Source organism: uncultured Cedecea sp. (assembly GCF_947498825.1).
In the GTDB taxonomy this organism is placed as follows: domain Bacteria; phylum Pseudomonadota; class Gammaproteobacteria; order Enterobacterales; family Enterobacteriaceae; genus JGM124.
Genome location: NZ_CANMLV010000001.1, coordinates 64,747 through 87,808, shown reverse-complemented (window position 1 = coordinate 87,808; position 23,062 = coordinate 64,747). Strand labels below are relative to the sequence as shown.

Sequence of the window (23,062 nt, the reverse complement as noted above, 5' to 3'; positions counted from 1 at the left end):
CACTGTCTCTGACGGGCGGATTATTATGCTTATTTTAGCCATAAATAAGTACGACAAACCTGAGCAATCTTCTGATTTGAATCATCAAACACAAATTTCCCGTGGTCTCCGCCTGTGATAAGTCAGCTGTAATATTAAAAATACGGTTATGATAAAAAACGAAAAGGGGACTTAACATTTTTCAATGTTAAGTCCCTGTTTAAGAGGTACTCCCGCGAGCGTCTGGTTTTCAGTTAGCTACGTTCAATATCCTTCGCCGCCTGGTCCAGGGTATCGATAATTTTATACAGCGTTTCCTGCGGGATATCGCTGTTAGCCAGTTTGGTGTTCAGGGCGATTTTAAAGTTATGAATTGCGCGCTGGACTTCCGGAATACGGCGATTGCCCCCCAGTACACCCAGTGATTCCAGGCGCTCAAGTATAGTGCGGACTTCACCTGACTGCTGTTCCAGCGCAGTTTTACCTTCATCGGTTAACTGCCAGGCTTTCTTTGTCGACTGACTTTCAACCGCCTGTATCAACCCCATCTCTTCGAGCAGGGTCAGGTTCGGATAGATAATTCCCGGACTCGGGACATATTCCCCTTTTGCCAGGGCTTCAATCGACTTAATCAGCTCATAGCCATGGGCTGCATTTTGCGAAAGAAAATGAAGAATAAGCAAACGAATGTCGTTAGCGTCGAACAACCGTTCCCGGCGATGGCGGGCGCGTCCCTCCCCGAAACCGGGCTCATGGCGACCGTGGCCACCAGTATGGCGTTCGTGCCTGTCATGGCAGGGGTGATGGTGGTGATGATATCTCATTAAAAACCTCCTATTTCTTATGCCAGTAAGCGACAGCGCGCAGATAATCGGCGTCCAGACTGTGGGTTGCCAGCAGACTCTCGCTCAGCTGTTTTACTTCCTCACCTTCACCGGTTATCCAGCAATAATAGTCTGTTGCCGGAAGCGAAAGTGACTGCAGTTTTTCAGCGACAGACTCACTGTTCAGCCATTCGATATGAGCCTGGCTGAACTCGCTCAGGTATTCCTGAGTTTGTGGCTGGTTACAGTTCACCAGCACTTGGACCGAAATATCTTTCGGTAATGAAAGCAGTCGGCGACGCACAGCAGGTAGCCCGCTTTCGTCACATACATAAAGCTGCCATGCGTAATCGACAGGGACAACCAGTGAGCCTCTCGGGCCACCTGTCATCAGCTTGTCGCCCGGTTTAGCTGATTCAGCCCACTGACTTGCGATACCGCCTTCATGAATAAAAAAGTCGATGGTGAGTTCATTAAGCGCGGCATCAAACGACAGGGGAGTATAGTCGCGGGCCGCAGGGCGGGGACCATCAGGCCAGACAATCCCTTCGCTGGTGATTTCAGGCAAAGCGCATTTTTCGTTACCCACTGGGAAAAAGACCTTCACATGGTCATCGAAACCCTGTGAGGAAAATCCGGTCAGCTGGTCACCAGCCAGCACGATACGACAGAAGCAACCGGCTATTTTTTGTTTACTTTTTACCGTTAACTCACGGAATTTAAGTTCATTTTTTACGCGTTTAGCGAGCTTTGGTTTGTTATTTTTCGTTGTCATTGTTTTCTCTTTTGCCCTGTAAGATATATCATAGATATGTTTTATCATGCAAAAAACGCTTTGTCTTTACCAAAAAATGATTTTATTCGCAGCTGGTGCAAAGAGAGTCTTGATCTGATCCTGACTCCGATGGTGACGATTATTATCTCATCGATGGTGGCGCTACTTGTTCTGCAGCCTGCGGCCCATGCGCTCAACCTCTGGCTGGGTAATTTGGTTTCGCTGGCGTTGCTCAACCACTCGGCGGCATCGGTGATTGTTGGCGCAGTGCTGGGCGGAGGGTTCCTGTTCCTGCTACTGACTGGCTTGCATCAGGGACTGATCCCTATCCACGCTCAAATTCTTGACACTTTTGGCCTCAATTACCTTTTTCCTATCTTAGCTATGGGAGGGATGGGGCAGGTGGGAGCTGCCGCTTATGTCTATCTGAAGACGAAAAATCCGCGTCTGAAAAAAACCATCGCCGGTGCGCTACCGGTAGGAATTATCGGTGTCGGTGAACCGTTGCTGTTTGGCGTGTCGCTGCCGCTGGGTAAACCCTTTATCGCAGGTTGTATCGGTGGCGCTGCGGGGGGTGCGGTTATTGCGGGCTGCAAGATTGGCATTATTATCCCGTTCGGTACTGCTGGATTATCGCTACTGCCACTTGTCGGGCCGGGCCAGATCCTGCCTTTCCTGTTGGCGGTTGGCTGCGCCTGGATAGTCGGCTTTATTGCAGCTATGCTGCTGGGGTTTACTGACCCAACAGAGTGATTCGGGAGATTTATGGAAACTGTTATCAGCAAAATAAGGGCGTTGGTGCATACCGGAAAGCGTGGCGAGCGGGCAATATCGACCTTTATCATTGAGCAGGGATTTGACCTCTCCGCGATGAGCGCCACACGAGTGGCGCAGGCTCTGGAGATCAGTGATTCGACGGTGATCCGTTACGCCAGAATGCTGGGTTGCAAGGGGTTCCCCGACCTGAAGCTGCAATTAGCTGCCGCAAAGCCTGACAGCGCTGTCGTCAGGCAGGAGATCTATGAGGGGATTGAGGCCGGAGACAGTACCGTACAAATCGTGGCGAAATCGAAGCTACTTTTCACCAAAAAGATAGAGCAGTCGCTGGATTTGATTGAACCGGAAGTGATAGACACTTGTGCGCAGCTGCTGGTTAACGCCCGTCGGATCGTGCTTGTGGGAATAGGCTCCTCCGCTTTTATTGCGCTTGATATGAACCACAAGCTTATTCGCTGTGGTCTGAACGTTCTGTTTAACTATGACTATCACACCCAGCTGGTACAGGCGTCGCTCCTGCGTCCCGGAGATGTGCTGTTGGCTATTTCGGCAAGAGGTGAGAGTGAAGAAGTGATAGAGGCACTGAGTCTTGCCCGCAACAACGGCGCGCAGACTATTGCCTTGACACGCTACGGAAAAAACAGGGCCAGCGCGCTGGCGGAGCATGTTATTGCCTACAGCTACACTGAAGCTCATGAAAAGCTGGGTATGGTGACGCCACAGATCTTACAGATGATTGCCTTTGATGTTCTGTTTTTCAAAATCAATAGTCTTATCTCTCATGAAAGTATGCAGACCGCGATGAGCGCTGTAGACACGCATCAGAAAAAGCGAGGTCAAAAATGAAGAGTGGGCTGTATCTCGGTGCGGCTTAATTTACCACCAATAGATTTCACCTTGCTGTTCGTGGATGAGAATACTGATACGGGAAGAGGCTCTGGTCTGCCGACAGAGCAGGGCTTATAAGGTCACGATTAAATAGAACCAGCCTGTAACAGAGGACGTCCGTTTAAAACGTAAAGCCTTGTTCTTTTCTTGTTCAAAGAACAGGCTTACCGTACAAAAATGTTTGATATCCAAACTGACACTTTAGTTTGCGTTCATCTGTTTACCTTGCGACATACGCAGTGAGAAAAGCGGCCAGTAGAGGGATATCGGGCGGAGCCAGTAACTGGTTGTCGGCATCATCTTGAGCCTGTATCAGCGAACACCAGCGAAGCTCGCTGTGGCACAGTGGGGCAGGAATGCCGGTGAAGACGGTCACATGCCAGGCATGTAAGTTGATAACTCTGTCCGCGACCGGGCACTGATAGCTGGCTATATAACGTCCTGTCTCTGCTGTGATCCCCAGCTCTTCCTGTAACTCCCGCGCCAGTGCCTGCGGTTGAGTTTCATTGGTTTCAAGCTTGCCACCAGGAAATTCCCAGTAGCCCGGCTGATCTCCGCTGTCAGGGCGACGGGCAAGTAATATATTTCCGTTATGCTCAATAATCGCTGCAACTACATCTAATACTTTGCTCATGCAATATTTTCCAGAAAATGTCGTTAATCGAGCTCAAGCTGCTGCTAAGAACCTGTTTCATCAGGCTATTTTATTTACCATTTTGGCCCAAGGCTGTGCTCAAAATCCTCACGTACTGCATATACGATCCCGTTTTTCCGCGCTGCCCGTATCCAAACGGGTTGCAACAATATCTGTCTGCTGGGATAGGCTCTAAGGATAACTCAGTGAATAGCGCTGAGAAGAGCGTTTTGTGAGTCATATCAAGTTCGCCTTGTTACGAAGTTGTTATTCTTCGGGTGACTTTCGAATGAAGATTAATTTAATTTCAATCGGAACAGTGATGGTCTGGTTTTTATTTGGAGCCTGCAATGGAAAATAACTTCATCCCACCCCGTCTTCCTGAAGATTACAAAAACAGTATTCGTGAACTGAAACGAACCTTACGTGAGCAGATTGGTGACGTAGAAGGCCTTTTCCAGCAGGTCTGCCAAAAAATTGAAACTGAAATTGCTGCAGCTAAGGCTGATGAAGCGCGCCACGGAACCGCATGGCCCGTAGTGGAGTGGCGAGATATCCAGGCCGGTAATATTAGTGCTGAAACAGTGAAGCACATCAAACGCCGGGGCTGTCTGGTCGTCAGACAAAACTTTCCGAAAGAGCAGGCGCTGGCCTGGGATCAGTCCCTGCTCGATTACCTCGATAACAATGACTTTGATGCCATCTATAAAGGACCGGGAGATAACTTTTTTGGCAGTCTGGATGCTTCACGTCCGGAGATCTATCCCATTTACTGGTCTCATGCGCAAATGGAAGCGCGTCAGAGTGAGCGTATGGCGGCAGTGCAATCCTTTTTGAACCGGTTATGGACTTTCGAATCGAACGGTATTCAATGGTTTAATCCGGATATCAGTATCAACTATCCCGATCGTATTCGCAGACGCTTACCCGGCACTACGTCAAAAGGCTTGGGGGCGCATACGGACTCAGGTGCTCTGGAGCGTTGGTTACTGCCGGCCTACCAGAAAGTGTTTCATAAAATATTTAATAATCAGTTTGAGAGCTACGACCCCTGGGATGCGGCATGGCGACCAGAAGTTAATGAATACTATGCGGACAACACCACGAAATGTTCGGCTTTCCGTACCTTCCAGGGCTGGACTGCTTTATCCGATATGCAGGTTGGACAGGGACTGTTACATGTGGTTCCTGTGCCTGAAGCCATGGCTTACGTTTTGTTGCGTCCTTTACTGGACGATGTTCCAGAGGACGAGTTATGTGGCGTTGCACCGGGCAGAGTACTACCCGTTTCTGAAAAGTGGCACCCGCACCTTATCCAGGGACTCAGCAGTATTCCTGCTATTGAAGCTGGGGATTCTGTCTGGTGGCACTGCGATGTGATTCACTCAGTGGCACCCGTGCAGGATCAGCAAGGCTGGGGAAATGTGATGTATATCCCTGCGGCACCGCTGTGTGACAAGAATTTAGCCTACGCCCATAAAGTGGCCAGTGCTTTTCGTGAAGGGCGTTCTCCGGACGATTTCCCGCGTGAAGATTACGAAGCGCAATGGCATGACCGTTTTAACGAAAGTGAGCTCAATAAAAATGGCCGTCTGAGCCTGGGTATCGATACAGTCGGATAGATTAAGAGTCTGTCCCATTAACTCCTAATAACGCGCTCAAAAATAGGCATGTCGGTTTTTTTTGCTAAACTGGCATGCCTTGCTCTGGATACAGAATGTTATGAACTCCCGTCATCAGCAAATTATCCACCTTGTAAATCTGCGTGGAAATATCAGTGTCAGTGAACTTGCCCGGCAGACCGGCGTATCTGAGGTTACTGTCCGGCAGGATTTGAATTTACTGGAAAAAGAAAGTTACCTGCGGCGTACTCACGGTTCCGCCGTGGCGCTGGACAGCGATGATGTCGGGGCGCGTATGCAGACGCGTTATCCCCTCAAACAAGTGATAGCAACCCGTGCAGCCACTTTGGTGAATGACGGCGAGTCGGTATTTATTGAGGGGGGAAGCACTTGTGCATTGCTGGCCCGCACGCTTGCCGATCGTCGCGGGTTGACCATTATTACGGTCAGTCACTATATCGCTCATCTGTTAAAAGACAGTGCCTGTGAAGTTGTTGTTCTGGGAGGGTTATACCAGAAAGAGAGTGCCTCAGTGGTGGGGCCATTAACGCGTTTTTCATTGCAGCATATTCATTTTCATAAAGCGTTCATTGGCATTGATGGCTGGCATGAGAACACGGGTTTTACTGGCAGAAATATGCTACGCAGCGATGTGATTAATGCGCTGATGGAAAAGGAAGGGGAGAAAATCGTGCTCACGGACTCCTCTAAATTCGGACAGGTGCATCCGTACCCACTTTCGCCGGAGATCCCCTTTTCACATATTATTACTGATGACGGACTGGCGTCTGAGTATCAGCGAGTGATTAATAAGCAAGGTATTTTGCTGACCAAGGTAAGTGAAACGCACGGATAAGCAAGGTATCCTGGCACCGTAATTGCTGGTAAAAAACCACTGAGTATTAGCCGCATTCTCTCAACGGTGTTAAATGCCGGGTGAAATAGCACTATGAGTTGAACAGTTTCTCTGCGGCTATTTTGCTTACTGAACGCAGCATACGTAAGCGAATCAGCCCGCTGACCGGCCGAATCAGATACCAGTAGGGCGTAAATTTTCGCCTGGCCTGGTTATCGAGACAGAATACGCGCGTCTCTGTAGTCAAACGGGTATGGTTGTCATCCTGTTTTTCCAGATGATAGCTGAGTACGAGCTTGGCGGATCCGGGCTGGTTAAATGCCTGAAAGTCATCCGCATTCATCACCGTCACTTGTCCGTAATCAGGTTGCCAGAACTTACCGGCTAAGCCAAAAGCCAGTTGCTGATTATCGGTCTGTTCTAACAGCGTGAAATTATCCAGGTTAAAGGCTTTGCGTGGCGTTGTCGTCCGCTGTTGTAAACGATCAAGCAGACGTACCGGTAACTCACGCAGCGCAATTGCTCCCCGGAAGAAACCGTCATTATCAGGGCGATATACCAGCACAGCAGCCATCACATCGGCTTGTGGAGCGGCAATATTCAGGGCATGTTTTTCACTAAAATGCCAGACGGGGAGATACTTATCATTAAGCATGTCCGACTCCACAGGAACGCGAGTATCGCTGATGAGTGTTATTTATTGAGCGATTTCAGGAGCCAGCGCGAAATTAATGGCAGAGATCCTAACAGAACAAATAACAGTAAAATGCTGGGGGAGAAAATATCCTGCATACTTTGGATCTGACTCAGTTCACGCCCGGTGCTGATATATAACACAATAGAGGGGAGCAGGCCGACCAGCGTAATCACGGCAAAACGTATCACGGGAAAAGGGGTGAGTCCCATCAACAGATTAATCACTGAGAAGGGCAAAACAGGCACCAGCCTGACGGCAAATAAGTAGTACGAACCATTACGTGCCATCCCTGTATTCACTTTATCCATCATCGTGCTGAAACGCCTTTGCACCCAATCACGCAGCAGATAACGGCTGAGCAGCATGGCAATCACCGCGCCACTGGTGGCTGCACTGGCAACCAGCAATGTACCTTCCAGTAAACCAAACAGTGCACCACCTAACAGTGCAAGGATCCGGGTACCGGGAATGGAAAGTGCGGAAATAAGAAAATAGACTAAGAAAAATAGCCCGACAGTGACCTGAGGATTGTCCGCCTGCCACAGTTTAAGCTGTCCCTGGTAATGCTGCAGGGTCGCAAGGCTCAAGGTGCCAGGCGGCAATGCAATATAAATCGCCACAAACAGAACGACAAACAACACCAGTACCAGACTACGTACCATGCTGGCTCCTTTTGCTGTCGATAATCCACATATTGTCGTTCTCCTTGCGTCAGATAAGACGATTACAGATTAAACTCTGCCCAAACTGGAGCATGGTCAGACGGTTTCTCCATGCTGCGGATTTGATAATCAATACCTGTTGCTGTGCAGCGTGCGGCCAGAGGCTGACTGGCTAATAGCAAGTCGATGCGTAGACCGCGATTATCATCAAAGCCTTTGGAGCGATAGTCAAACCAGGAGAACTGGTCTTGTACATCCGGGTTTGCATGGCGGAAAGTATCTACCAGACCCCAGTCAAGCAAACGCTGCATCCATTCGCGTTCTTCAGGTAAAAAGGAGCATTTACCGGTTCTCAGCCAGCGTTTGCGGCTATCTTCGCCGATCCCGATATCCAGGTCGGTGGCACTGATATTCATATCACCCATGATCAGGACAGGATGTTCCGGACTCAGGTTTGTCTGCAGATAGTCTTGCAAGTCGAGATAAAATTTGGCTTTTGCCGGAAACTTGGTTTCGTGCTGGCGGCTTTCTCCTTGCGGGAAATAGCCATTAATCACGGTCAAGGGACCCAGAGACGTTGGGATCTCAGCCATAATAATTCTGCGCTGTGCGTCTTCTGCATCGGTCGGAAAACCACGGGTAACTGAAACCGGTTCCTGTTTGGTCAGCAGAGCGACACCGTAGTGGCCTTTTTGTCCGTGATAAAATACGTGGTAACCCAGTTTAGCGACCTCATCCAGAGGGAACATATCGTCATGGACTTTGGTCTCCTGCAAACCAATAACATCAGGCTGATGTTGTTCAACGAGAGCCTGAAGTTGATGCGGGCGCGCGCGCAGACCATTGATATTAAAAGAGACAAATTTCATGATGGTGGCCAGATTATCTGTATAAGTGTTGCATGATAGTAACAGAAATATCAGTAATGTGCTGATTGTTAACCACCCGCTGTGACCAAAAATACGCTTGCAGACCTGCAGAGAATAGTCGGCTCAATGAGGCAGGGACTTTTATCGCGCATCTTTTGCGCCAGAATGGGTAGCCTGCACCTGAAAGAGGCAGGTGATTGTCGATAAATCCCGAAGGCGATCACAAATCCAGAATTATATTTTACTGATGAATAATATTTCTTTCCATTGTACTGGGAATCAGTCTTTGTTTTGAAATTATGCACCAATTATTCACTTTTGGTGCATAACTGACTTCTGTAACTTATTGATTTTTCTTTATGACTCTCAATTTATGCATTTTACCGCTGGTCGGCATAGATCCTGCAATCTACATTAGTAGCCATTAAGTACATTTCATTAACATAAATTAAACCCTTTGTTTACTCGGTGAGGTCATTATGTCGCAGCCCATTACTCGTCAGGATTTTGATTCGTTGATGATGCCTGTCTACGCACCAGCGGCGTTTATTCCGGTACGCGGGGAGGGTTCAAAACTGTGGGATCAGCAAGGTAAAGAGTATATCGATTTTGCCGGGGGAATTGCAGTTAATGCTCTGGGTCATGCGCATCCGGCACTGCGTGAGGCTCTGGAGCAGCAAGCGAGTCAATTCTGGCATACCGGAAATGGTTATACCAATGAGCCCGTACTGAAGCTGGCGCGGCAACTGGTCGATGCCACCTTCGCGGATAAAGTCTTCTTTTGTAATTCCGGCGCGGAAGCCAATGAGGCAGCACTGAAAGTCGCCCGTAAATATGCCCATGACAAATTTGGCCCGGATAAAAGCGGTATCGTGGCATTCAAAAATGCTTTTCATGGCCGGACCTTGTTTACCGTGACGGCGGGCGGACAACCCAGCTATTCACAAGATTTTGCTCCTTTACCACCCAGTATTAGTCATGCAGTTTTTAATGATTTAGCATCGGCGGCGGCGCTGATTAATGATAACACCTGCGCCGTGATTGTTGAGCCAGTGCAAGGAGAAGGCGGTGTCCTGCCTGCGCAGGTTGAATTTCTTCAGGGGCTGCGTGAACTCTGCGATAAGCACCAGGCCTTATTGATTTTTGATGAAGTTCAAACGGGGGTGGGTCGTACGGGTGAGCTGTATGCCTATATGCACTACGGCGTTATCCCGGACTTACTGTCAACGGCTAAGGCATTGGGAGGCGGTTTCCCTGTTGGCGCGCTACTGGCGCGGGAGCAATTTGCCAGGGTGATGACGCCTGGAACCCATGGCACCACCTACGGCGGTAACCCATTGGCGAGTGCAGTCAGCAATCGGGTCCTGGAGCTTGTCAATACTGATGAGGTGTTGAGTGGTGTGAAACAACGTCATGCCTGGATGGTTGACCGTTTGCAGCAGATAAATCAGCGTTATCCACTGTTCAGTGATATTCGTGGTCTCGGATTGTTAATAGGTTGCGCGTTACGTGAAGAATATCAGGGTAAAGCGAAGCAGTTACTGCTACTTGCGGCCGAGGAGGGCGCAATGGTGTTAATTGCCGGTGCCAGTGTTATTCGTTTTGCGCCCTCGTTGATTATCAGTGAGGCCGAACTCCAGCAAGGGTTTGCCCGATTTGAGAAAGCCTGTGAACGCTTTCTCGGGGAGGGCCTGTCATGATGGTGATTCGTCCTATTGAGTATCGTGACCTCGCGGGTTTGCTCGCGCTGGTTGAAAATACCGGAGGCGGGCTGACGTCTTTGCCCGCTGATGAAGCGACGCTGGCGTCGCGTATTGACCGGTCAGTTAAAACCTGGCAAGGCACGCTCCCGCTGGCAGAACAGGGTTATGTCTTTGTCCTGGAAGAATCGCTAAGCGGTCAGATAGTCGGGATTTGTGCGATTGAAGTCGCCGTTGGTCTGAACGACCCCTGGTATAACTATCGGGTCGGGACTCAGGTTCATGCGTCGAAAGAGCTGAATATCTATAATGCGCTGCCGACCCTCTTTCTGAGTAATGATCATACGGGCAGTAGCGAGCTATGTTCCCTGTTTCTGGCTCCTGAGTGGCGTAAAGAAGGAAACGGTTATCTGCTGTCTAAATCACGTTTTCTGTTTATGGCCGCATTTCGTGAACGATTTAATCACAAAATAGTGGCCGAAATGCGCGGGGTTATCGATGAAAAGGGTTACTCACCGTTCTGGGAAAGCCTGGGTAATCGATTTTTTTCTATGGAATTTTCCCGGGCAGACTATCTGTGTGGCACCGGTAAAAAAGCTTTTATTGCTGAGCTGATGCCAAAGCACCCGATCTATACCGATTTTCTCTCGCCACAAGCGCGGGCGGTTATCGGTCAGGTGCATCCCCATACCGCGCCAGCGCGGAGCGTGCTGGAGTCGGAGGGTTTTCGTTATCGTGATTATATCGATATTTTTGATGGCGGACCGACTCTGGAATGCGATCTTGACCATGTGCGAGCGATCCGCAAAAGCCGGATTCAAACACTGGCCATTGGCAAGCCTGATGAGACCAAACACCCGCTATGTCTGGTGGCCAATGAAAACTATCACTTGTTCCGCACCATGCTAATGCATGCCGATCCGAATGCTGAGGTGCTGACAGTGGATGCCGCCACAGCTGATGCATTGAAATGTGAAGATGGCAGCAAAATACGCGTGGTGCGTTTACATCCGGAGGAGAAAGTAGCATGAGCAATTTTATCAACGGCATCTGGGTAAACGGACAAGGTGAAACATTACTCAAACAGGATCCGGTTTCAGGTGATTTGCTATGGCAAGGAACCGCTGCGGATGAAGAGCAGGTTGCACAAGCTTGTCTTGCTGCACGTAAAGCTTTTGCTGGCTGGGCAAAGCGTAGCTTTAGCGATCGTCAGGCGATTATTGAACGCTACGCGACGTTGCTGGAAACACATAAAGAACATCTGACAGAGATTATTGCGAAAGAAACCAGTAAACCACGCTGGGAAGCTGCCACTGAAATCACCGCAATGATCAACAAAATTGCTATCTCAATTAAAGCTTATCATGCCCGTACTGGAGAAACGCATACCCCGATGCCTGATGGGGCAGCGACCCTGCGTCATCGTCCCCACGGTGTGCTGGCTGTCTTTGGCCCCTATAACTTCCCCGGACATCTGCCTAACGGGCATATTGTCCCCGGACTACTGGCAGGTAACACCATTATTTTCAAACCGAGCGAGTTAACGCCGCTAACAGGTGAAGAGGTGATGAAACTATGGCAGCAGGCGGGGATCCCCGCAGGTGTGCTTAACCTGCTGCAGGGGGGAGCGACGACCGGACGTAGTCTGGCCCGGCAGGATGAGCTGGATGGCCTGCTATTTACCGGCAGTGCCTCTACCGGTTTTCAGTTACATCGCCAGTTTGCCGGTCAGCCTGAGAAAATTCTGGCACTGGAAATGGGGGGGAATAATCCGTTAATTGTCGATGACCCTGCAGATCTTGATGGTGCAGTACATGTCGCTATTCAGTCGGCATTTATCACTGCCGGACAACGTTGTACCTGCGCCCGACGCCTGCTGGTGAAAAAGGGAACACAAGGGGATGCGTTTATTCGTCGGCTGGTGGATGTGACGGCGCGGATACAGCCCGGAGAGTGGAACGCCAGCCCTCAGCCCTTCATGGGAGGCTTGATTACTCCCTTTGCTGCAGAACAGGTGTTGGTTGCCTGGCAGGCTCATCTGGCTCGTGGCGGAAAGGCATTATTGGAACCGAAGCAGGTGAAGCCTGGTAGCTCATTGTTGTCACCTGGGATCATTGAATTAACGGGCGTGGCTTCTGTCCCTGATGAAGAAGTCTTTGGGCCATTGCTGACGGTTTATCGCTATGATGAGTTTGATGAAGCTATTCGTCTGGCAAATGCCACTCGTTATGGTCTGGCCTGCGGCCTGATTTCCCCCGAGCGTGAAAAGTTTGAACAATTACTGCTGGAAGCCCGTGCCGGGATTGTTAACTGGAATAAACCGCTGACAGGAGCTGCCAGTACAGCGCCTTTTGGTGGCACAGGTGCTTCAGGCAATCACCGGGCCAGCGCCTGGTATGCCGCAGACTATTGTGCCTGGCCAATGGCAAGCCTTGAAAGTCCGCATTTTTCTCTGCCTGCGGTTCTCGGTCCGGGGCTCGATTTTAGCGTTGAGGAGCCCGTATGAATAAAGCGCGTGAAGTTAACTTTGACGGGCTGGTTGGGCTGACTCACCATTATGCCGGGCTGTCGTTTGGCAATGAAGCCTCCACTCAGCATAAACATCAGGTATCCAATCCAAGGCTTGCCGCGCGGCAAGGACTGGCAAAAATGAAAGCGCTGGCTGATGCGGGTTACCCCCAGGGGATTATTCCTCCTCAGGAGCGTCCGAATGTGGCGTTGCTGCGCCAGACAGGTTTTAGTGGTACGGATGCTCAAGTGATCGGGAAAGCCGCGAAGCAGGCACCACAGCTACTGTCTGCCGCCAGTTCAGCTTCCTCTATGTGGGTGGCTAACGCCGCCACGGTGGCTCCGTCGGCGGATACCCTGGATGGCAAAGTCCATCTGACAGTTGCGAATCTCAATAATAAATTTCACCGGGCCTGCGAGGCTCCGACGACTGAGCGACTGTTAAACGCGATTTTTCGTGACCCGGCGTATTTCTCGGTACATGCTGCGCTCCCACAGGTCGCTCTGTTTGGTGACGAAGGTGCGGCTAACCATAATCGTCTGGCGACAGAGTACGGCGATGCTGGACTACAGCTGTTTGTTTATGGCCGGGAAGATGCCAGACCTGAACTGGGGCCGCAACGTTATCCAGCCAGACAAACGCTGGAAGCAAGCATGGCGGTGGCGCGACTCAACCAGGTGCGACCAGAACAGACAGTCTTTGTGCAACAAAATCCGGCGGTGATTGACCAGGGGGTCTTTCATAACGACGTTATTGCTGTCACTAACCGCAATGTCCTGTTTTGTCATCAGCATGCTTTTTTACATCAGGAAGAGCTCTACGCTCAACTGCGTGAAAGGGTGCCGGGTTTTATACCCATAGAAGTGCCGGACGGGCAGGTTTCAGTGGCTGATGCTGTCAGTACTTATCTGTTTAATAGTCAGTTACTCAGTCAGGATAACGGCAGTATGACGCTGGTATTGCCTGAAGAGTCGCGCCAACATCCCGGCGTCTGGCGCTATCTGAATCAGCTCTGTGAGGCCGATAATCCTGTCCAGGCGTTACAAGTGTTTTCGTTACAAGAAAGTATGGCGAATGGCGGCGGACCGGCCTGCCTGCGTTTGCGGGTGGTGCTCAGTGACGCTGAGTTAGCGGCTGTTAATCCGGGCGTGATGATGAATGATCGCCTGTTCAGCACGCTTAATGCCTGGGTTGATCGCTGGTATCGCGATCGACTGACACTGGCTGATTTGGCCGATCCGCTGTTACTGCGTGAAGGGCGTGATGCCCTGGAGGAATTGACGCAGTTACTGGGTCTTGGCGCCGTTTATCCTTTCCAGCAATAACCGGGAGTGATATGGAATATTTTTTAACTCAAACGCTTGCTGGTGGCATGCCACCAGTGACCAGTGGGAGTAACATAAATGGGACATGGCAATGGTGGGATGAAGGTATTCTGACCTTTACCCCGAAGCAGAAGTCAGACCAGGCGTTGCTGTTATCGGCAGGCATTCACGGGAATGAAACGGCACCTGTAGAACTATTGATGCCCTGGGTGGATGACCTTTTAGCAGGAAAAGTGCCGGTCGCCTGGCGTCTGATGATAGTCCTGGGTAACCCTGCGGCATTAGCCGCACAAAAACGCTATCTTCACAGCGACCTGAATCGAATGTTTGGTGGCCGCTGGCAGGCATTTCCTGATAGCTCTGAGACCCAGCGTGCGCTGTTGCTGGAACAATTAGTGACGCGTTTCTGGGAGCAGGGGCAGGAGTCCCGTCGCTGGCATCTGGATATGCACACGGCTATTCGTGAGTCATGGCATCCACGTTTTGGTGTGCTCCCTTTTCGTGAGTCACCTTATGAAAGCGACTTTCTGGAATGGTTGGGTGCAGCCGGTCTTGAGGCATTAGTGTTTCATCAACAGCCGGCTGGAACGTTCAGTCATTTTACCAGTGAACATTTTAATGCCAGTAGCTGCACCCTGGAATTAGGGAAGGCACGGCGTTTTGGGGAAAATTCGCTCGAGGACTTTTCCACGACCAAAGACGCGCTGTACGCATTATTAGCGGGAGTCGCCGTCACCGGAACACACGCACCCCCGCGATATTATCGCGTCACTCAGCAAATCATCCGTACTTCAGATAATTTTATTCTGCATATGTCTGACGATACGCAGAATTTTACCGCCTTTGCGCGAGGAACATGTCTGGCGCAGGACGGTAAAGAACAAAGTGTCGTACAAAAAGAGACAGAGTATGTGTTATTTCCTAACCCCCATGTCGCCCTGGGATTACGCGCTGGCTTAATGCTTGAAATAATTTGAGATCAATAACGATACCGAAGTACAGGCTAAGTAAGGTAAGATAGGGCTTCCCTCCCTTTTTTCGCTTACTTGGCGATGTCCTGTTGCAATTAACTGCCTGTTAATTCTTATTCTCTTCACAATCAGCGCACATTTCATTTTCCGCTTTCAATGATTTACCTGCCCTGCCATCCCGCTGACTTTTCAGCGGATAGAATAGAACTCGATTAGCGGCGATGGTGCCGTACAGGTAAATGAAGAAAGAAGGATAAGATATGCGTAAAATTACAGCTCTCTTTGTGGCATCTACTCTGGCGTTAGGCGCAGTTAATATGGCTCATGCTGCAGAAATCTCACCAGCAGATAACACAAAAATCGATGCACCCGCCAAGCATCATAAAGGGGGGCGTGGTGGTGAACATGGCAACATGTTTAAAGGCCTGAATCTCACTGATGCACAAAAACAGCAAATCCGTACCATTATGCAAGAACAACATGGGCAGATGAAAGGATCATGGCAGCAAGATAAACGCGGAATGCATGATTTAATCACCAGTGATAGCTTCGATAAAGCTAAAGCTCAGGTACAAGTCGATAAAATGGCTGAAAGCTACAAAACACGTATGCTGTCGCATCTGGAGAAGCAGAATAAAATCTACAATATTCTGACTCCGGAGCAGAAAAAGCAGTTTAATGACAAATTTGAGAAACGTCTTACAGAACGTTCTGAACGCCAGGATAGAATGGCGGGCAATCGGTAATAATCTGTAATGGCCGGTAAAATTTGAGACCGTCAGTGCTGTCCATCATGCCGATTGAGGACGTGGGCAGCCCTGGCGGTTTTTTCTGTATTTTTGGTCTGTTATCCCGCCAGTACTGCTTACCTGCACGTTCTTGCATCACTAATTGTTACAACCCGGTATCTCCGGTTAACAATATCTGGCAATATGCGTCCGTTAGTTTTTCAATGATAAAAATAATAACGGCATGGCATCGTCGCTAATGGTCATAATTAAAATCCCACGCCTGCCGATAACAAAAGCAACTATCTTTTGCACTAAATCGTGTTCACCAGGAGTGATGATGGATTTTTTTGACCTACGAAAAGTACCGGTCAATCTGTGGCGTAATGGCGCTGGAGAAACCCGGGAAATTTGCTGTTTTCCACCAGCTGCCCGTGATTTTAACTGGCGTGCCAGTATCGCTTCCATTGCCAGTAGCGGGGATTTTACAGTGATCCCTCAGGTTGACAGGGTGGTCACCATGCTGGAAGGCGGTGAAGTTGTACTCGATGGCGGAACGGCATTTCGTCATACGCTTAAACGTCACCAGCCATTTGCTTTTGCGGGTGAGCAGCCGGTGAAGGCGGAACTCAGTAGTGGAATGTCTCTGGATTTTAATATCATGACAAGGCGAGACAAGTGTCAGGCACGTGTCCGAGTCGCTGACAGAACCTTTAAAACATTGGCCACCCGAGGCGGCGTTATTTTTGTTTTAAGCGGGGAGTGGCAGCTGGGAGATAAGCTGTTAGGCCAGGACCAAGGCGCATGGTGGGGCGAGGGCAGCCATACGTTACGTTTACTGAAGAGTGAGGGGCAGTTACTGTTCAATGAAATAACGTATTTATAGTTATTTCCTCGCCATACTTCAAGTCGCTGGGATATCGCCGCAACTCTTTCGCGCCGCTAGTGAAGAGCGTTCTCTTCACTGTTCAGTTTTCTAACGGATTCATGGGTGGGAATTAAGCAGGTCAATGACAGTCTCTGTGGCACCATTTTTTAAAACACGAAATGAGTGCAATACTGTACTGACAGGCTGTTTTACTGGAAGAATTTCTATGCCATGTCCCAAAAAAACCGGAATCGTGGTGATAAAAAGCTGCTGTAATTCTCCCGCATCGGCAAACCGGGCCGCTGTCTTTCCACCACCAATCAGCCAGACGTCTTGTCCTTTCGCCGACTGCCTGGCACGCTCAGCGATAGCTGCGGCATCACCCGTAATTTGCGTAATATTCAAATCTTCAGGGATAACCAAATCGTTACTGCTGACAACCAGAGTCGGGATTTGACTATAAGGCCAGTGATGAGCCGAGTGGTTCATAATCCAGCGGTAGGTTTCAGCGCCCATCACCACCGCCCCAATCGTTTGATAAAATGTCTCATAAGGGGTGGCATCTTCGGCTGGTGGAAAATTTTCCAGCCAGTCTAGCTGGTGGTCTGCCGTGGCAATATAGCCATCTTGCGAAGCAGCGACATAATAGATAATTTTTGACATGCGTCCTCCTGGTTGTGATTATGATACTGTTTTTTTATACAGCATCATCACTTCCGGAAAAGGTACAGACGACATTATCGATAATGTCGCGTTGCCAGCCAGCAGATTAAGGAACCCGCAACGACCATAATAACACCTTGCCAGAATGGGAAACCCGGACGCAAACCCAGCCATAAGCTGGCAAGTAAAGCAGAGCTTATTGGCGTGAAGTAGGATGCGGTTGCCAGTAATGTCATATTTCCTGCCTGTATTCCACGGTTCCATACAGAATAAGCGGCAGCAGTAGAGACGCCCATAAATAACAGTTGTAATGTGGGAGCGAGTGAAAAACTGATAGCAGGTTCACGGGTGAGGGCATATTTTACCCACAGCACCACGGCTGTAGCACAGAAAAACAGACTGACACCGCTTTTACCCTTACTAAAACGACGCGTCAGATTACAGTACAGGGCCCAGGTGATTGCCGCGCTAAACGCCAGTCCATAGGGAAGGGGATTCTTTTCAATATTGCTCCACATTGAAGCGAATGAACCGCCACTGCTCTCCTGCATTACCAGAAATACCCCTCCCAGAGTGAGCATCAGTCCTGGCCATAGCCAGAAACTACTGCGCTGACCATTGATAAACAGTGACAGTACAATGGTCAGACAAGGCCAGAGATAATTGATTAAACCGAGTTCGAGTGACTGATCGCGAGTTTCTGCCAGGCCGATAGCCAGTGCAAAGCAAATTTCATAGCTGACAAATAAAATACCGGCGGAAAATAAATATCCTCGCGGTAATTCTCTGATATCAGGTAAACCCCGGGACAGACACAAAGCCAGTGCGCTGACGGTATAAATCAGTGCGGCCCCGCCGGTGGCGCCAAAGTGTTCACTGATACTACGCAACAAACCCACTGAAGTGCTCCACAGGATGATGGCTAACAGACCAATAGCCGTGGCCCGAGAAGATGGACTCATAAATTTCTCTGATAATACAAGACGGCGATGTAGCGTGCCGAGGGCAGTGCTGACCCCCGGACAGTTAGCGCTATTTTTTCCAAAAATCATCAAATACGGTGATTGGCAAGCGGCGTTTATGTTCCGTTTTCAAATACCAGTTCTCAATAGTTTTTTGTGTTACTTCATCCAGTGTTTTGCCTTCAAGATAATCATCAATTTGTTGATAGGTGACGCCGAGAGCAGCTTCATCAGGCAGTGAAGGGCGATTATCTTCAAGATCGGCAGTTGGGGTTTTTAAATACAAATGTTCCGGGCAATTCAGGGCTTTGAGTAGCATTTTTCCCTGGCGCTTATTGAGACGGAACAGGGGATTAATATCGGTACCGCCATCACCATATTTAGTATAAAAACCGGTGAGCGCTTCCGCTGCATGGTCGGTCCCAACCACCACGCCTTGTGTCATGCTGGCAATACTATATTGTGCTTTCATACGTTCGCGAGCTTTTTCATTACCACGCACAAAATCACTCACCTCGATACCCGCATCCCGCAATGCCTGTTCGCTGGCCAGTACTGCCGCTTTAATATTGACCGTTAATACGCGGTCAGGCTGAATAAACTGGATAGCATCCTGGCAGTCTTGCTCGTCAGCCTGGACACCGAAGGGCAGGCGTACCGCAATAAACTGATAACGATTATCGCCGGTTTCAGCGCGCAGTTCGCTGATGGCCATCTGGCATAGTTTACCGGTGAGAGTTGAATCCTGACCACCACTGATACCCAGCACCAGTGACTTGATAAACGGATAGGTTGCCAGATAAGATTTTAAGAAATTAACGCTCAGACGAATTTCCTGGGCGCTGTCTATTTCTGGCTTAACACCTAATGCCTGAATGATTGCCTGCTGCAGACTCATTGATACCTCCGGTTACGGACTACCTGCGATGTGCAAGTATAACCCCTTGAACAATAAAACTACCTGTTTGCGGTTGAAACGACAAGTCGCAAGCAGCAGGTGCAACACTCGCCTGATAATTTTTTGCTATTTTGGGGAAAAATGTTGCACTGTAGGCATAATGTAGAATCAAAATTGTCAAATAGTTGAAAAAAAACCATTTCTATTCCAAGCTTATTAGTGAAGTATTTCTTAAGACCAACAGACTAAGGACACAGGATGAACAAGAAATTTGCTGCTTTGATCGGAAGTGCTGCGCTTCTCAGCCTGCTGGCAGGTTGTACTGCCTACGATCGTACCAAAGACTTGGTCACTGAGCCGGTGGTCAAAGACGTTAAGAAGGGGATGAGCCGCGATCAGGTGATGCAGCTGGCAGGAAAACCTTCTTCAGAAGTCTCGATGATTCATGCCAGAGGTACCTGTCAGACTTATATCCTCGGTCAACGTAATGGAAAAATTGATACCTATTTCGTTGCTCTGGACGATACCGGCCATGTGATGAATTCGGGGTACCAAACCTGTGCGGAATATGACACCGATCCACAAGTAAAAAAATAGCCAATTAAAGGCCTGTCTCATTAGGCACTAATACTCTCCATTGGCCATCATCTGATGGTCATTTTTGTTTTTGCCTTGAGTTTTTGCCTGTAATTCCGGCAAAATCAAGCCGCTGTCGGGATTCAACGATATTCTGCGCATTGCAACAACAGGCAAATCGAATTATTTAGGGTATAGTACAGGTGTTTCCTAAACTCACTGAATCTATGTTACTTATGAAACCACTACGCCAAGCGAGCACTCGTCCCGTTATTAGCTATAAACCACGCGTTGAACCTGCTCCCCCAGTTCATGCCCGACGGGTTGAAGGGTATGAGGATGTGTATCAGTTACAGAGGCAGTATGTGGCTTTTGTATTACTGGGCGATGTTTTCAAACAATCGCCAGCTTTTACCCAGCCCGAGTCCGCTCAACGCTGGGCAAATCAGACTCGTCAGCATCACGAAATCTGAATCAGGCTATTATTATTGCAGAGATGATTGATGCCGACGTATACAGATGATTCGGATGATTTTCTTTCACCGGATGAACTCTATTCTGCGTGACGACAGGCTATTTCTATTTTTAGCGGACGGTCTCCATCTTGTCACTATAAGAGTGATGTTCATTTTTAATGCTATAAATATATCGAAAAACAATTCTTTTAATTCTCTTACCGTTCAGAAAACAGGGTTGATTATGTTGAGTGGCGATTTAAATAAGTAACAATGATATTTAATGGCATATGATATATCTATCAAATTAATTTGAAGGAGAGGACTATGTCATTTAATGTGGGGGATGGATGGGTTACTTCGCATATAAATTCAACCAGACTCTATGAAGTTAGCAAAAGAAAAGAACTTCCGGAAATAACGTTATGGGAAAAAATAAAACATTTCTTTTTTTCTACAGGCTATAAAGAAGCAGTCAAGTGTATTCATAAACTTTATCATCACCAAGACTACAACATGTCGGATCTGGAAATCAGGGATGTTTTTACCACATTGCAACACTTGGCATCACCCGGGTGCAAGCATAAATTTTCTATATCCAGTAATGATTCGCTTGATGAGTATATAATTGATGGCGAGATAATACTCTCGCGACCTCGATTAGGTCGTCATAATCTTTTGCAGGATAGTGAGGAGGAGGTTTGGTATGACTGTGAGGGTGATGACCGATGGTCTGTAGCGACAGATAATGATTTAAGTGTAGTCTCAGCCCGTCAGGTAAATATCCCTGTTATTACAGAATCAAATGAAACGGCTTATGTTCAGAGTATTGTCACTATCGTACCGTTAATTGAACAGCGGTTGCGGAATATTGGTGCTATGAAACTAGGATGGACACTGGGTTCTGATTCAGCAAAAGCATATAAACTAGCAAACTCAATAAAAGAAAAAATTGAGTCTAAGGTGAGTGATAAGCAAACATTTAAGAAAGATATTGACGCGCTTATAGCTATTCCTGGAATAATTAAATTACTGCCTGATGAGCTTATAAATATGCCGGAGTTTATTCTTGTCAAAAATGGATAACTTAGAGGCGAGTACCAGCAGTGATTATCTATGAATAGAACGGGTGTAAGCTGTAGTGTTAATTGAGCGAATAGCGTCCAATAGCGTCCAGATATGGTTTTTTTTGATATCTACCCATCCTGGATGGAGCAGTGGATATACCCGTCATACCTCAAGTTGCTTGCTGGTTGCCAGCGTCCAGTTCGCCGAATCTACAGAGTTTACTCATGTTTATCGGCGAACTGAACGTGCTTCCTACAAGCAACTTTAATTATTTGGTTATACCTTTTAGCGATGAATTAATTCAGCATTGTCTTCGCTGTTCAGAATCGACTTATCAGTCTGCTTCATCAACTGGCTGGTCACGGTACCGGCAGTCATTGAACCGCTTACGTTTAGCGCGGTTCTTCCCATATCAATCAATGGTTCAACTGAAATAAGCAGGGCAACCAGCGTGACAGGCAGACCCATGGCAGGTAAGACAATCAGTGCTGCAAAGGTTGCACCGCCGCCGACACCCGCGACACCGGCTGAGCTTAACGTAACGATACCCACAAGCGTTGCAATCCACAGTGGATCAAATGGGTTAATACCGACAGTCGGCGCGACCATAACGGCCAGCATGGCAGGATATAAGCCAGCGCAACCATTTTGACCAATAGTGGCACCAAAAGATGCGGAAAAACTGGCAATAGATTCCGGGATACCTAAACGGCGAGTCTGTGTTTCGACGTTTAAAGGGATACTGGCGGCACTGGAACGGCTGGTAAAGGCAAAGGCCAGCACCGGACCTGCTTTGCGGAAGAATTTTAACGGACTTACACCGGTAACCGCCAAGATTAATCCATGCACCACAAACATGATCCCCAGCCCAAGATAAGACGCGACGACAAAGCTACCAAGCTTAATGATGTCATCGATATTAGAGCTTGCGACCACTTTCGTCATTAATGCCATTACACCGTAAGGTGTCAGTTGCATCACCAGACGAACCAGTTTCATCACCCAGCTTTGAATCACTTCAATCGCCATCAGAGCGCGTTCACCTTTTGGCGCATCGTCTTTTAACAGGCGAAGTGCTGCAACCCCGAGGAAGGCTGCAAAAATGACGACACTGATAATTGATGTCGGATTAGCACCAGTCAGATCAGCAAACGGATTTTTAGGTACAAATGACAGAATCAACTGTGGCAGCGTTAAGTCGGATACTTTGGCAATGTAGCTCGACTGAATAGTTGCCAGGCGCGCATTCTCGGCAGTCCCTTGAACCAGCCCTTCAGCGGTCAGACCGAACATATTGGTCACCAGTACCCCAACCAGGGCGGCTATCATAGTAGTAAATAGCAGGGTCCCAATGGTCAGGAAACTGATTTTGCCAAGAGATGATGCATTATGCAGCTTCGCTACTGCACTTAAAATAGAGGCGAAGACCAGTGGCATAATGATCATTTGCAGTAACTGGACATAGCCATTACCGACAATATTAAACCATTGAATAGATTCTTTTAGAATCGGATCATTGGCACCGTAAACGGTATGCAGACCCAGACCAAACAGTATCCCGAGCGCCAAGCCTGCGAGAACTTTTTTTGCCAGACTCCACTGTTTTTTACGTGTTTGGGCAAGCAACAATAGCAATACTACGAACACCACAATGTTCGCTATCAGTGGAAAGTTCATCCCATATCTCCTCAATTATTATTATCCTGAATCTCTCAGTGGCTTGAAGCGACTTGTCGTATTCAGGATCTATCCAGAA

At 48.6% G+C, this 23,062-nt stretch carries 24 protein-coding genes; 14 read left to right on the top strand and 10 right to left on the bottom strand.

All coding sequences use genetic code 11. From position 1 onward, the window contains the following. Positions 1-233: 233 nt before the first annotated feature. Complete coding sequence (locus Q1A40_RS00435) at positions 234-803, bottom strand: PadR family transcriptional regulator (protein WP_299996339.1); 570 nt, start codon at positions 801-803, stop codon at positions 234-236. A 10-nt stretch (positions 804-813) separates the two neighbouring features. Further along, the gene (locus Q1A40_RS00430; protein WP_299996336.1) at positions 814-1,578 is read right to left on the bottom strand and encodes a siderophore-interacting protein; all 765 of its coding nucleotides are present in this window, start codon (positions 1,576-1,578) and stop codon (positions 814-816) included. A 60-nt stretch (positions 1,579-1,638) separates the two neighbouring features. Between Q1A40_RS00430 and Q1A40_RS00425 the strand changes: the two genes are divergently transcribed. Next, a complete protein-coding gene (locus Q1A40_RS00425) occupies positions 1,639-2,331 on the top strand; it encodes a PTS transporter subunit EIIC (RefSeq protein WP_299996333.1) in 693 nt (230 codons plus the stop codon). 12 nt (positions 2,332-2,343) lie between these two features. Further along, on the top strand, positions 2,344-3,201 hold the full coding sequence (locus tag Q1A40_RS00420; protein WP_299996331.1) for a MurR/RpiR family transcriptional regulator: 858 nt from the start codon (positions 2,344-2,346) through the stop codon (positions 3,199-3,201). Between the two features lie 262 nt (positions 3,202-3,463). Here the strand turns inward: Q1A40_RS00420 and Q1A40_RS00415 are convergent, their stop codons facing one another. Continuing rightward, entirely contained in the window at positions 3,464-3,877 is a 414-nt protein-coding gene (locus Q1A40_RS00415; protein ID WP_299996328.1) for a pyrimidine (deoxy)nucleoside triphosphate diphosphatase, read from the bottom strand. Between the two features lie 350 nt (positions 3,878-4,227). Between Q1A40_RS00415 and Q1A40_RS00410 the strand changes: the two genes are divergently transcribed. Beyond that, complete coding sequence (locus tag Q1A40_RS00410; protein WP_299996325.1) at positions 4,228-5,499, top strand: DUF1479 domain-containing protein; 1,272 nt, start codon at positions 4,228-4,230, stop codon at positions 5,497-5,499. A gap of 100 nt (positions 5,500-5,599) precedes the next feature. Continuing rightward, entirely contained in the window at positions 5,600-6,355 is a 756-nt protein-coding gene (locus tag Q1A40_RS00405; protein ID WP_299996321.1) for a DNA-binding transcriptional regulator YciT, read from the top strand. 91 nt (positions 6,356-6,446) lie between these two features. On the opposite strand, the gene Q1A40_RS00400 is transcribed toward Q1A40_RS00405, so the two are convergent. The 3 genes from Q1A40_RS00400 to xthA all read right to left on the bottom strand — a co-directional run bounded on the left by Q1A40_RS00400 (position 6,447) and on the right by xthA (position 8,583). Next, entirely contained in the window at positions 6,447-7,010 is a 564-nt protein-coding gene (locus Q1A40_RS00400) for a hypothetical protein (RefSeq protein WP_299996319.1), read from the bottom strand. A 38-nt stretch (positions 7,011-7,048) separates the two neighbouring features. Continuing rightward, complete coding sequence (locus Q1A40_RS00395; protein ID WP_299996317.1) at positions 7,049-7,714, bottom strand: VTT domain-containing protein; 666 nt, start codon at positions 7,712-7,714, stop codon at positions 7,049-7,051. Positions 7,715-7,776: 62 nt separating this feature from the next. Then, positions 7,777-8,583, bottom strand: coding sequence for an exodeoxyribonuclease III (gene xthA / locus Q1A40_RS00390; protein ID WP_299996314.1), 807 nt, complete (start codon positions 8,581-8,583; stop codon positions 7,777-7,779). A 479-nt stretch (positions 8,584-9,062) separates the two neighbouring features. Between xthA and Q1A40_RS00385 the strand changes: the two genes are divergently transcribed. From Q1A40_RS00385 to ves, 7 genes are all read left to right on the top strand, one after another. Further along, complete coding sequence (locus Q1A40_RS00385) at positions 9,063-10,283, top strand: aspartate aminotransferase family protein (protein ID WP_299996311.1); 1,221 nt, start codon at positions 9,063-9,065, stop codon at positions 10,281-10,283. Beyond that, complete coding sequence (gene astA / locus Q1A40_RS00380; RefSeq protein ID WP_299996308.1) at positions 10,280-11,314, top strand: arginine N-succinyltransferase; 1,035 nt, start codon at positions 10,280-10,282, stop codon at positions 11,312-11,314. The genes Q1A40_RS00385 and astA overlap by 4 nt, the downstream gene beginning before the upstream one ends. Next, entirely contained in the window at positions 11,311-12,789 is a 1,479-nt protein-coding gene (astD, locus tag Q1A40_RS00375; RefSeq protein ID WP_299996305.1) for a succinylglutamate-semialdehyde dehydrogenase, read from the top strand. The genes astA and astD overlap by 4 nt, the downstream gene beginning before the upstream one ends. Then, on the top strand, positions 12,786-14,117 hold the full coding sequence (gene astB, locus Q1A40_RS00370) for an N-succinylarginine dihydrolase (RefSeq protein WP_299996302.1): 1,332 nt from the start codon (positions 12,786-12,788) through the stop codon (positions 14,115-14,117). The genes astD and astB overlap by 4 nt, the downstream gene beginning before the upstream one ends. 11 nt (positions 14,118-14,128) lie before the next feature. Then, the gene (gene astE, locus Q1A40_RS00365) at positions 14,129-15,094 is read left to right on the top strand and encodes a succinylglutamate desuccinylase (protein WP_299996299.1); all 966 of its coding nucleotides are present in this window, start codon (positions 14,129-14,131) and stop codon (positions 15,092-15,094) included. A gap of 254 nt (positions 15,095-15,348) precedes the next feature. Next, the gene (gene spy, locus Q1A40_RS00360) at positions 15,349-15,834 is read left to right on the top strand and encodes an ATP-independent periplasmic protein-refolding chaperone Spy (RefSeq protein ID WP_299996296.1); all 486 of its coding nucleotides are present in this window, start codon (positions 15,349-15,351) and stop codon (positions 15,832-15,834) included. 322 nt (positions 15,835-16,156) lie between these two features. Continuing rightward, complete coding sequence (gene ves, locus Q1A40_RS00355) at positions 16,157-16,702, top strand: environmental stress-induced protein Ves (RefSeq protein WP_299997803.1); 546 nt, start codon at positions 16,157-16,159, stop codon at positions 16,700-16,702. A 99-nt stretch (positions 16,703-16,801) separates the two neighbouring features. Here the strand turns inward: ves and Q1A40_RS00350 are convergent, their stop codons facing one another. The 3 genes from Q1A40_RS00350 to nadE form a co-directional block, all read right to left on the bottom strand. Next, complete coding sequence (locus Q1A40_RS00350) at positions 16,802-17,347, bottom strand: dihydrofolate reductase family protein (protein WP_299996293.1); 546 nt, start codon at positions 17,345-17,347, stop codon at positions 16,802-16,804. A gap of 74 nt (positions 17,348-17,421) precedes the next feature. Further along, positions 17,422-18,309 (bottom strand): aromatic amino acid DMT transporter YddG, encoded by an 888-nt coding sequence (gene yddG / locus Q1A40_RS00345; RefSeq protein ID WP_299996290.1) that lies wholly within the window; start codon positions 18,307-18,309, stop codon positions 17,422-17,424. A 70-nt stretch (positions 18,310-18,379) separates the two neighbouring features. After that, positions 18,380-19,207: an ammonia-dependent NAD(+) synthetase gene (nadE, locus tag Q1A40_RS00340; protein ID WP_299996287.1), complete on the bottom strand. Its 828-nt coding sequence runs from the start codon at positions 19,205-19,207 to the stop codon at positions 18,380-18,382. 258 nt (positions 19,208-19,465) lie between these two features. Here nadE and osmE point away from each other — a divergent pair, with 258 nt between their 5' ends. The 3 genes from osmE to Q1A40_RS00325 all read left to right on the top strand — a co-directional run bounded on the left by osmE (position 19,466) and on the right by Q1A40_RS00325 (position 21,324). Beyond that, a complete protein-coding gene (osmE, locus tag Q1A40_RS00335; RefSeq protein ID WP_299996284.1) occupies positions 19,466-19,804 on the top strand; it encodes an osmotically-inducible lipoprotein OsmE in 339 nt (112 codons plus the stop codon). 215 nt (positions 19,805-20,019) lie between these two features. Next, entirely contained in the window at positions 20,020-20,256 is a 237-nt protein-coding gene (cedA, locus tag Q1A40_RS00330; RefSeq protein ID WP_299996281.1) for a cell division activator CedA, read from the top strand. A gap of 309 nt (positions 20,257-20,565) precedes the next feature. Continuing rightward, complete coding sequence (locus Q1A40_RS00325) at positions 20,566-21,324, top strand: hypothetical protein (protein ID WP_299996278.1); 759 nt, start codon at positions 20,566-20,568, stop codon at positions 21,322-21,324. A 267-nt stretch (positions 21,325-21,591) separates the two neighbouring features. Here Q1A40_RS00325 and Q1A40_RS00320 read toward each other — a convergent pair whose 3' ends face one another. Next, complete coding sequence (locus tag Q1A40_RS00320) at positions 21,592-22,983, bottom strand: L-cystine transporter (RefSeq protein WP_299996275.1); 1,392 nt, start codon at positions 22,981-22,983, stop codon at positions 21,592-21,594. Between the last annotated feature and the right edge of the window lie 79 nt (positions 22,984-23,062).

Bases quoted from the DNA above. Each gene is read 5' to 3' on its own strand.
- Q1A40_RS00435 (WP_299996339.1), bottom strand. From the start codon at position 803: ATGAGATATCATCACCACCATCACCCCTGCCATGACAGGCACGAACGC.
- Q1A40_RS00430 (WP_299996336.1), bottom strand. From the start codon at position 1,578: ATGACAACGAAAAATAACAAACCAAAGCTCGCTAAACGCGTAAAAAAT.
- Q1A40_RS00420 (WP_299996331.1), top strand. From the start codon at position 2,344: ATGGAAACTGTTATCAGCAAAATAAGGGCGTTGGTGCATACCGGAAAG.
- Q1A40_RS00415 (WP_299996328.1), bottom strand. From the start codon at position 3,877: ATGAGCAAAGTATTAGATGTAGTTGCAGCGATTATTGAGCATAACGGA.
- Q1A40_RS00410 (WP_299996325.1), top strand. From the start codon at position 4,228: ATGGAAAATAACTTCATCCCACCCCGTCTTCCTGAAGATTACAAAAAC.
- Q1A40_RS00405 (WP_299996321.1), top strand. From the start codon at position 5,600: ATGAACTCCCGTCATCAGCAAATTATCCACCTTGTAAATCTGCGTGGA.
- Q1A40_RS00400 (WP_299996319.1), bottom strand. From the start codon at position 7,010: ATGCTTAATGATAAGTATCTCCCCGTCTGGCATTTTAGTGAAAAACAT.
- Q1A40_RS00395 (WP_299996317.1), bottom strand. From the start codon at position 7,714: ATGGTACGTAGTCTGGTACTGGTGTTGTTTGTCGTTCTGTTTGTGGCG.
- xthA (WP_299996314.1), bottom strand. From the start codon at position 8,583: ATGAAATTTGTCTCTTTTAATATCAATGGTCTGCGCGCGCGCCCGCAT.
- Q1A40_RS00385 (WP_299996311.1), top strand. From the start codon at position 9,063: ATGTCGCAGCCCATTACTCGTCAGGATTTTGATTCGTTGATGATGCCT.
- astA (WP_299996308.1), top strand. From the start codon at position 10,280: ATGATGGTGATTCGTCCTATTGAGTATCGTGACCTCGCGGGTTTGCTC.
- astD (WP_299996305.1), top strand. From the start codon at position 11,311: ATGAGCAATTTTATCAACGGCATCTGGGTAAACGGACAAGGTGAAACA.
- astB (WP_299996302.1), top strand. From the start codon at position 12,786: ATGAATAAAGCGCGTGAAGTTAACTTTGACGGGCTGGTTGGGCTGACT.
- astE (WP_299996299.1), top strand. From the start codon at position 14,129: ATGGAATATTTTTTAACTCAAACGCTTGCTGGTGGCATGCCACCAGTG.
- spy (WP_299996296.1), top strand. From the start codon at position 15,349: ATGCGTAAAATTACAGCTCTCTTTGTGGCATCTACTCTGGCGTTAGGC.
- ves (WP_299997803.1), top strand. From the start codon at position 16,157: ATGGATTTTTTTGACCTACGAAAAGTACCGGTCAATCTGTGGCGTAAT.
- Q1A40_RS00350 (WP_299996293.1), bottom strand. From the start codon at position 17,347: ATGTCAAAAATTATCTATTATGTCGCTGCTTCGCAAGATGGCTATATT.
- yddG (WP_299996290.1), bottom strand. From the start codon at position 18,309: ATGAGTCCATCTTCTCGGGCCACGGCTATTGGTCTGTTAGCCATCATC.
- nadE (WP_299996287.1), bottom strand. From the start codon at position 19,207: ATGAGTCTGCAGCAGGCAATCATTCAGGCATTAGGTGTTAAGCCAGAA.
- osmE (WP_299996284.1), top strand. From the start codon at position 19,466: ATGAACAAGAAATTTGCTGCTTTGATCGGAAGTGCTGCGCTTCTCAGC.
- cedA (WP_299996281.1), top strand. From the start codon at position 20,020: ATGAAACCACTACGCCAAGCGAGCACTCGTCCCGTTATTAGCTATAAA.
- Q1A40_RS00325 (WP_299996278.1), top strand. From the start codon at position 20,566: ATGTCATTTAATGTGGGGGATGGATGGGTTACTTCGCATATAAATTCA.
- Q1A40_RS00320 (WP_299996275.1), bottom strand. From the start codon at position 22,983: ATGAACTTTCCACTGATAGCGAACATTGTGGTGTTCGTAGTATTGCTA.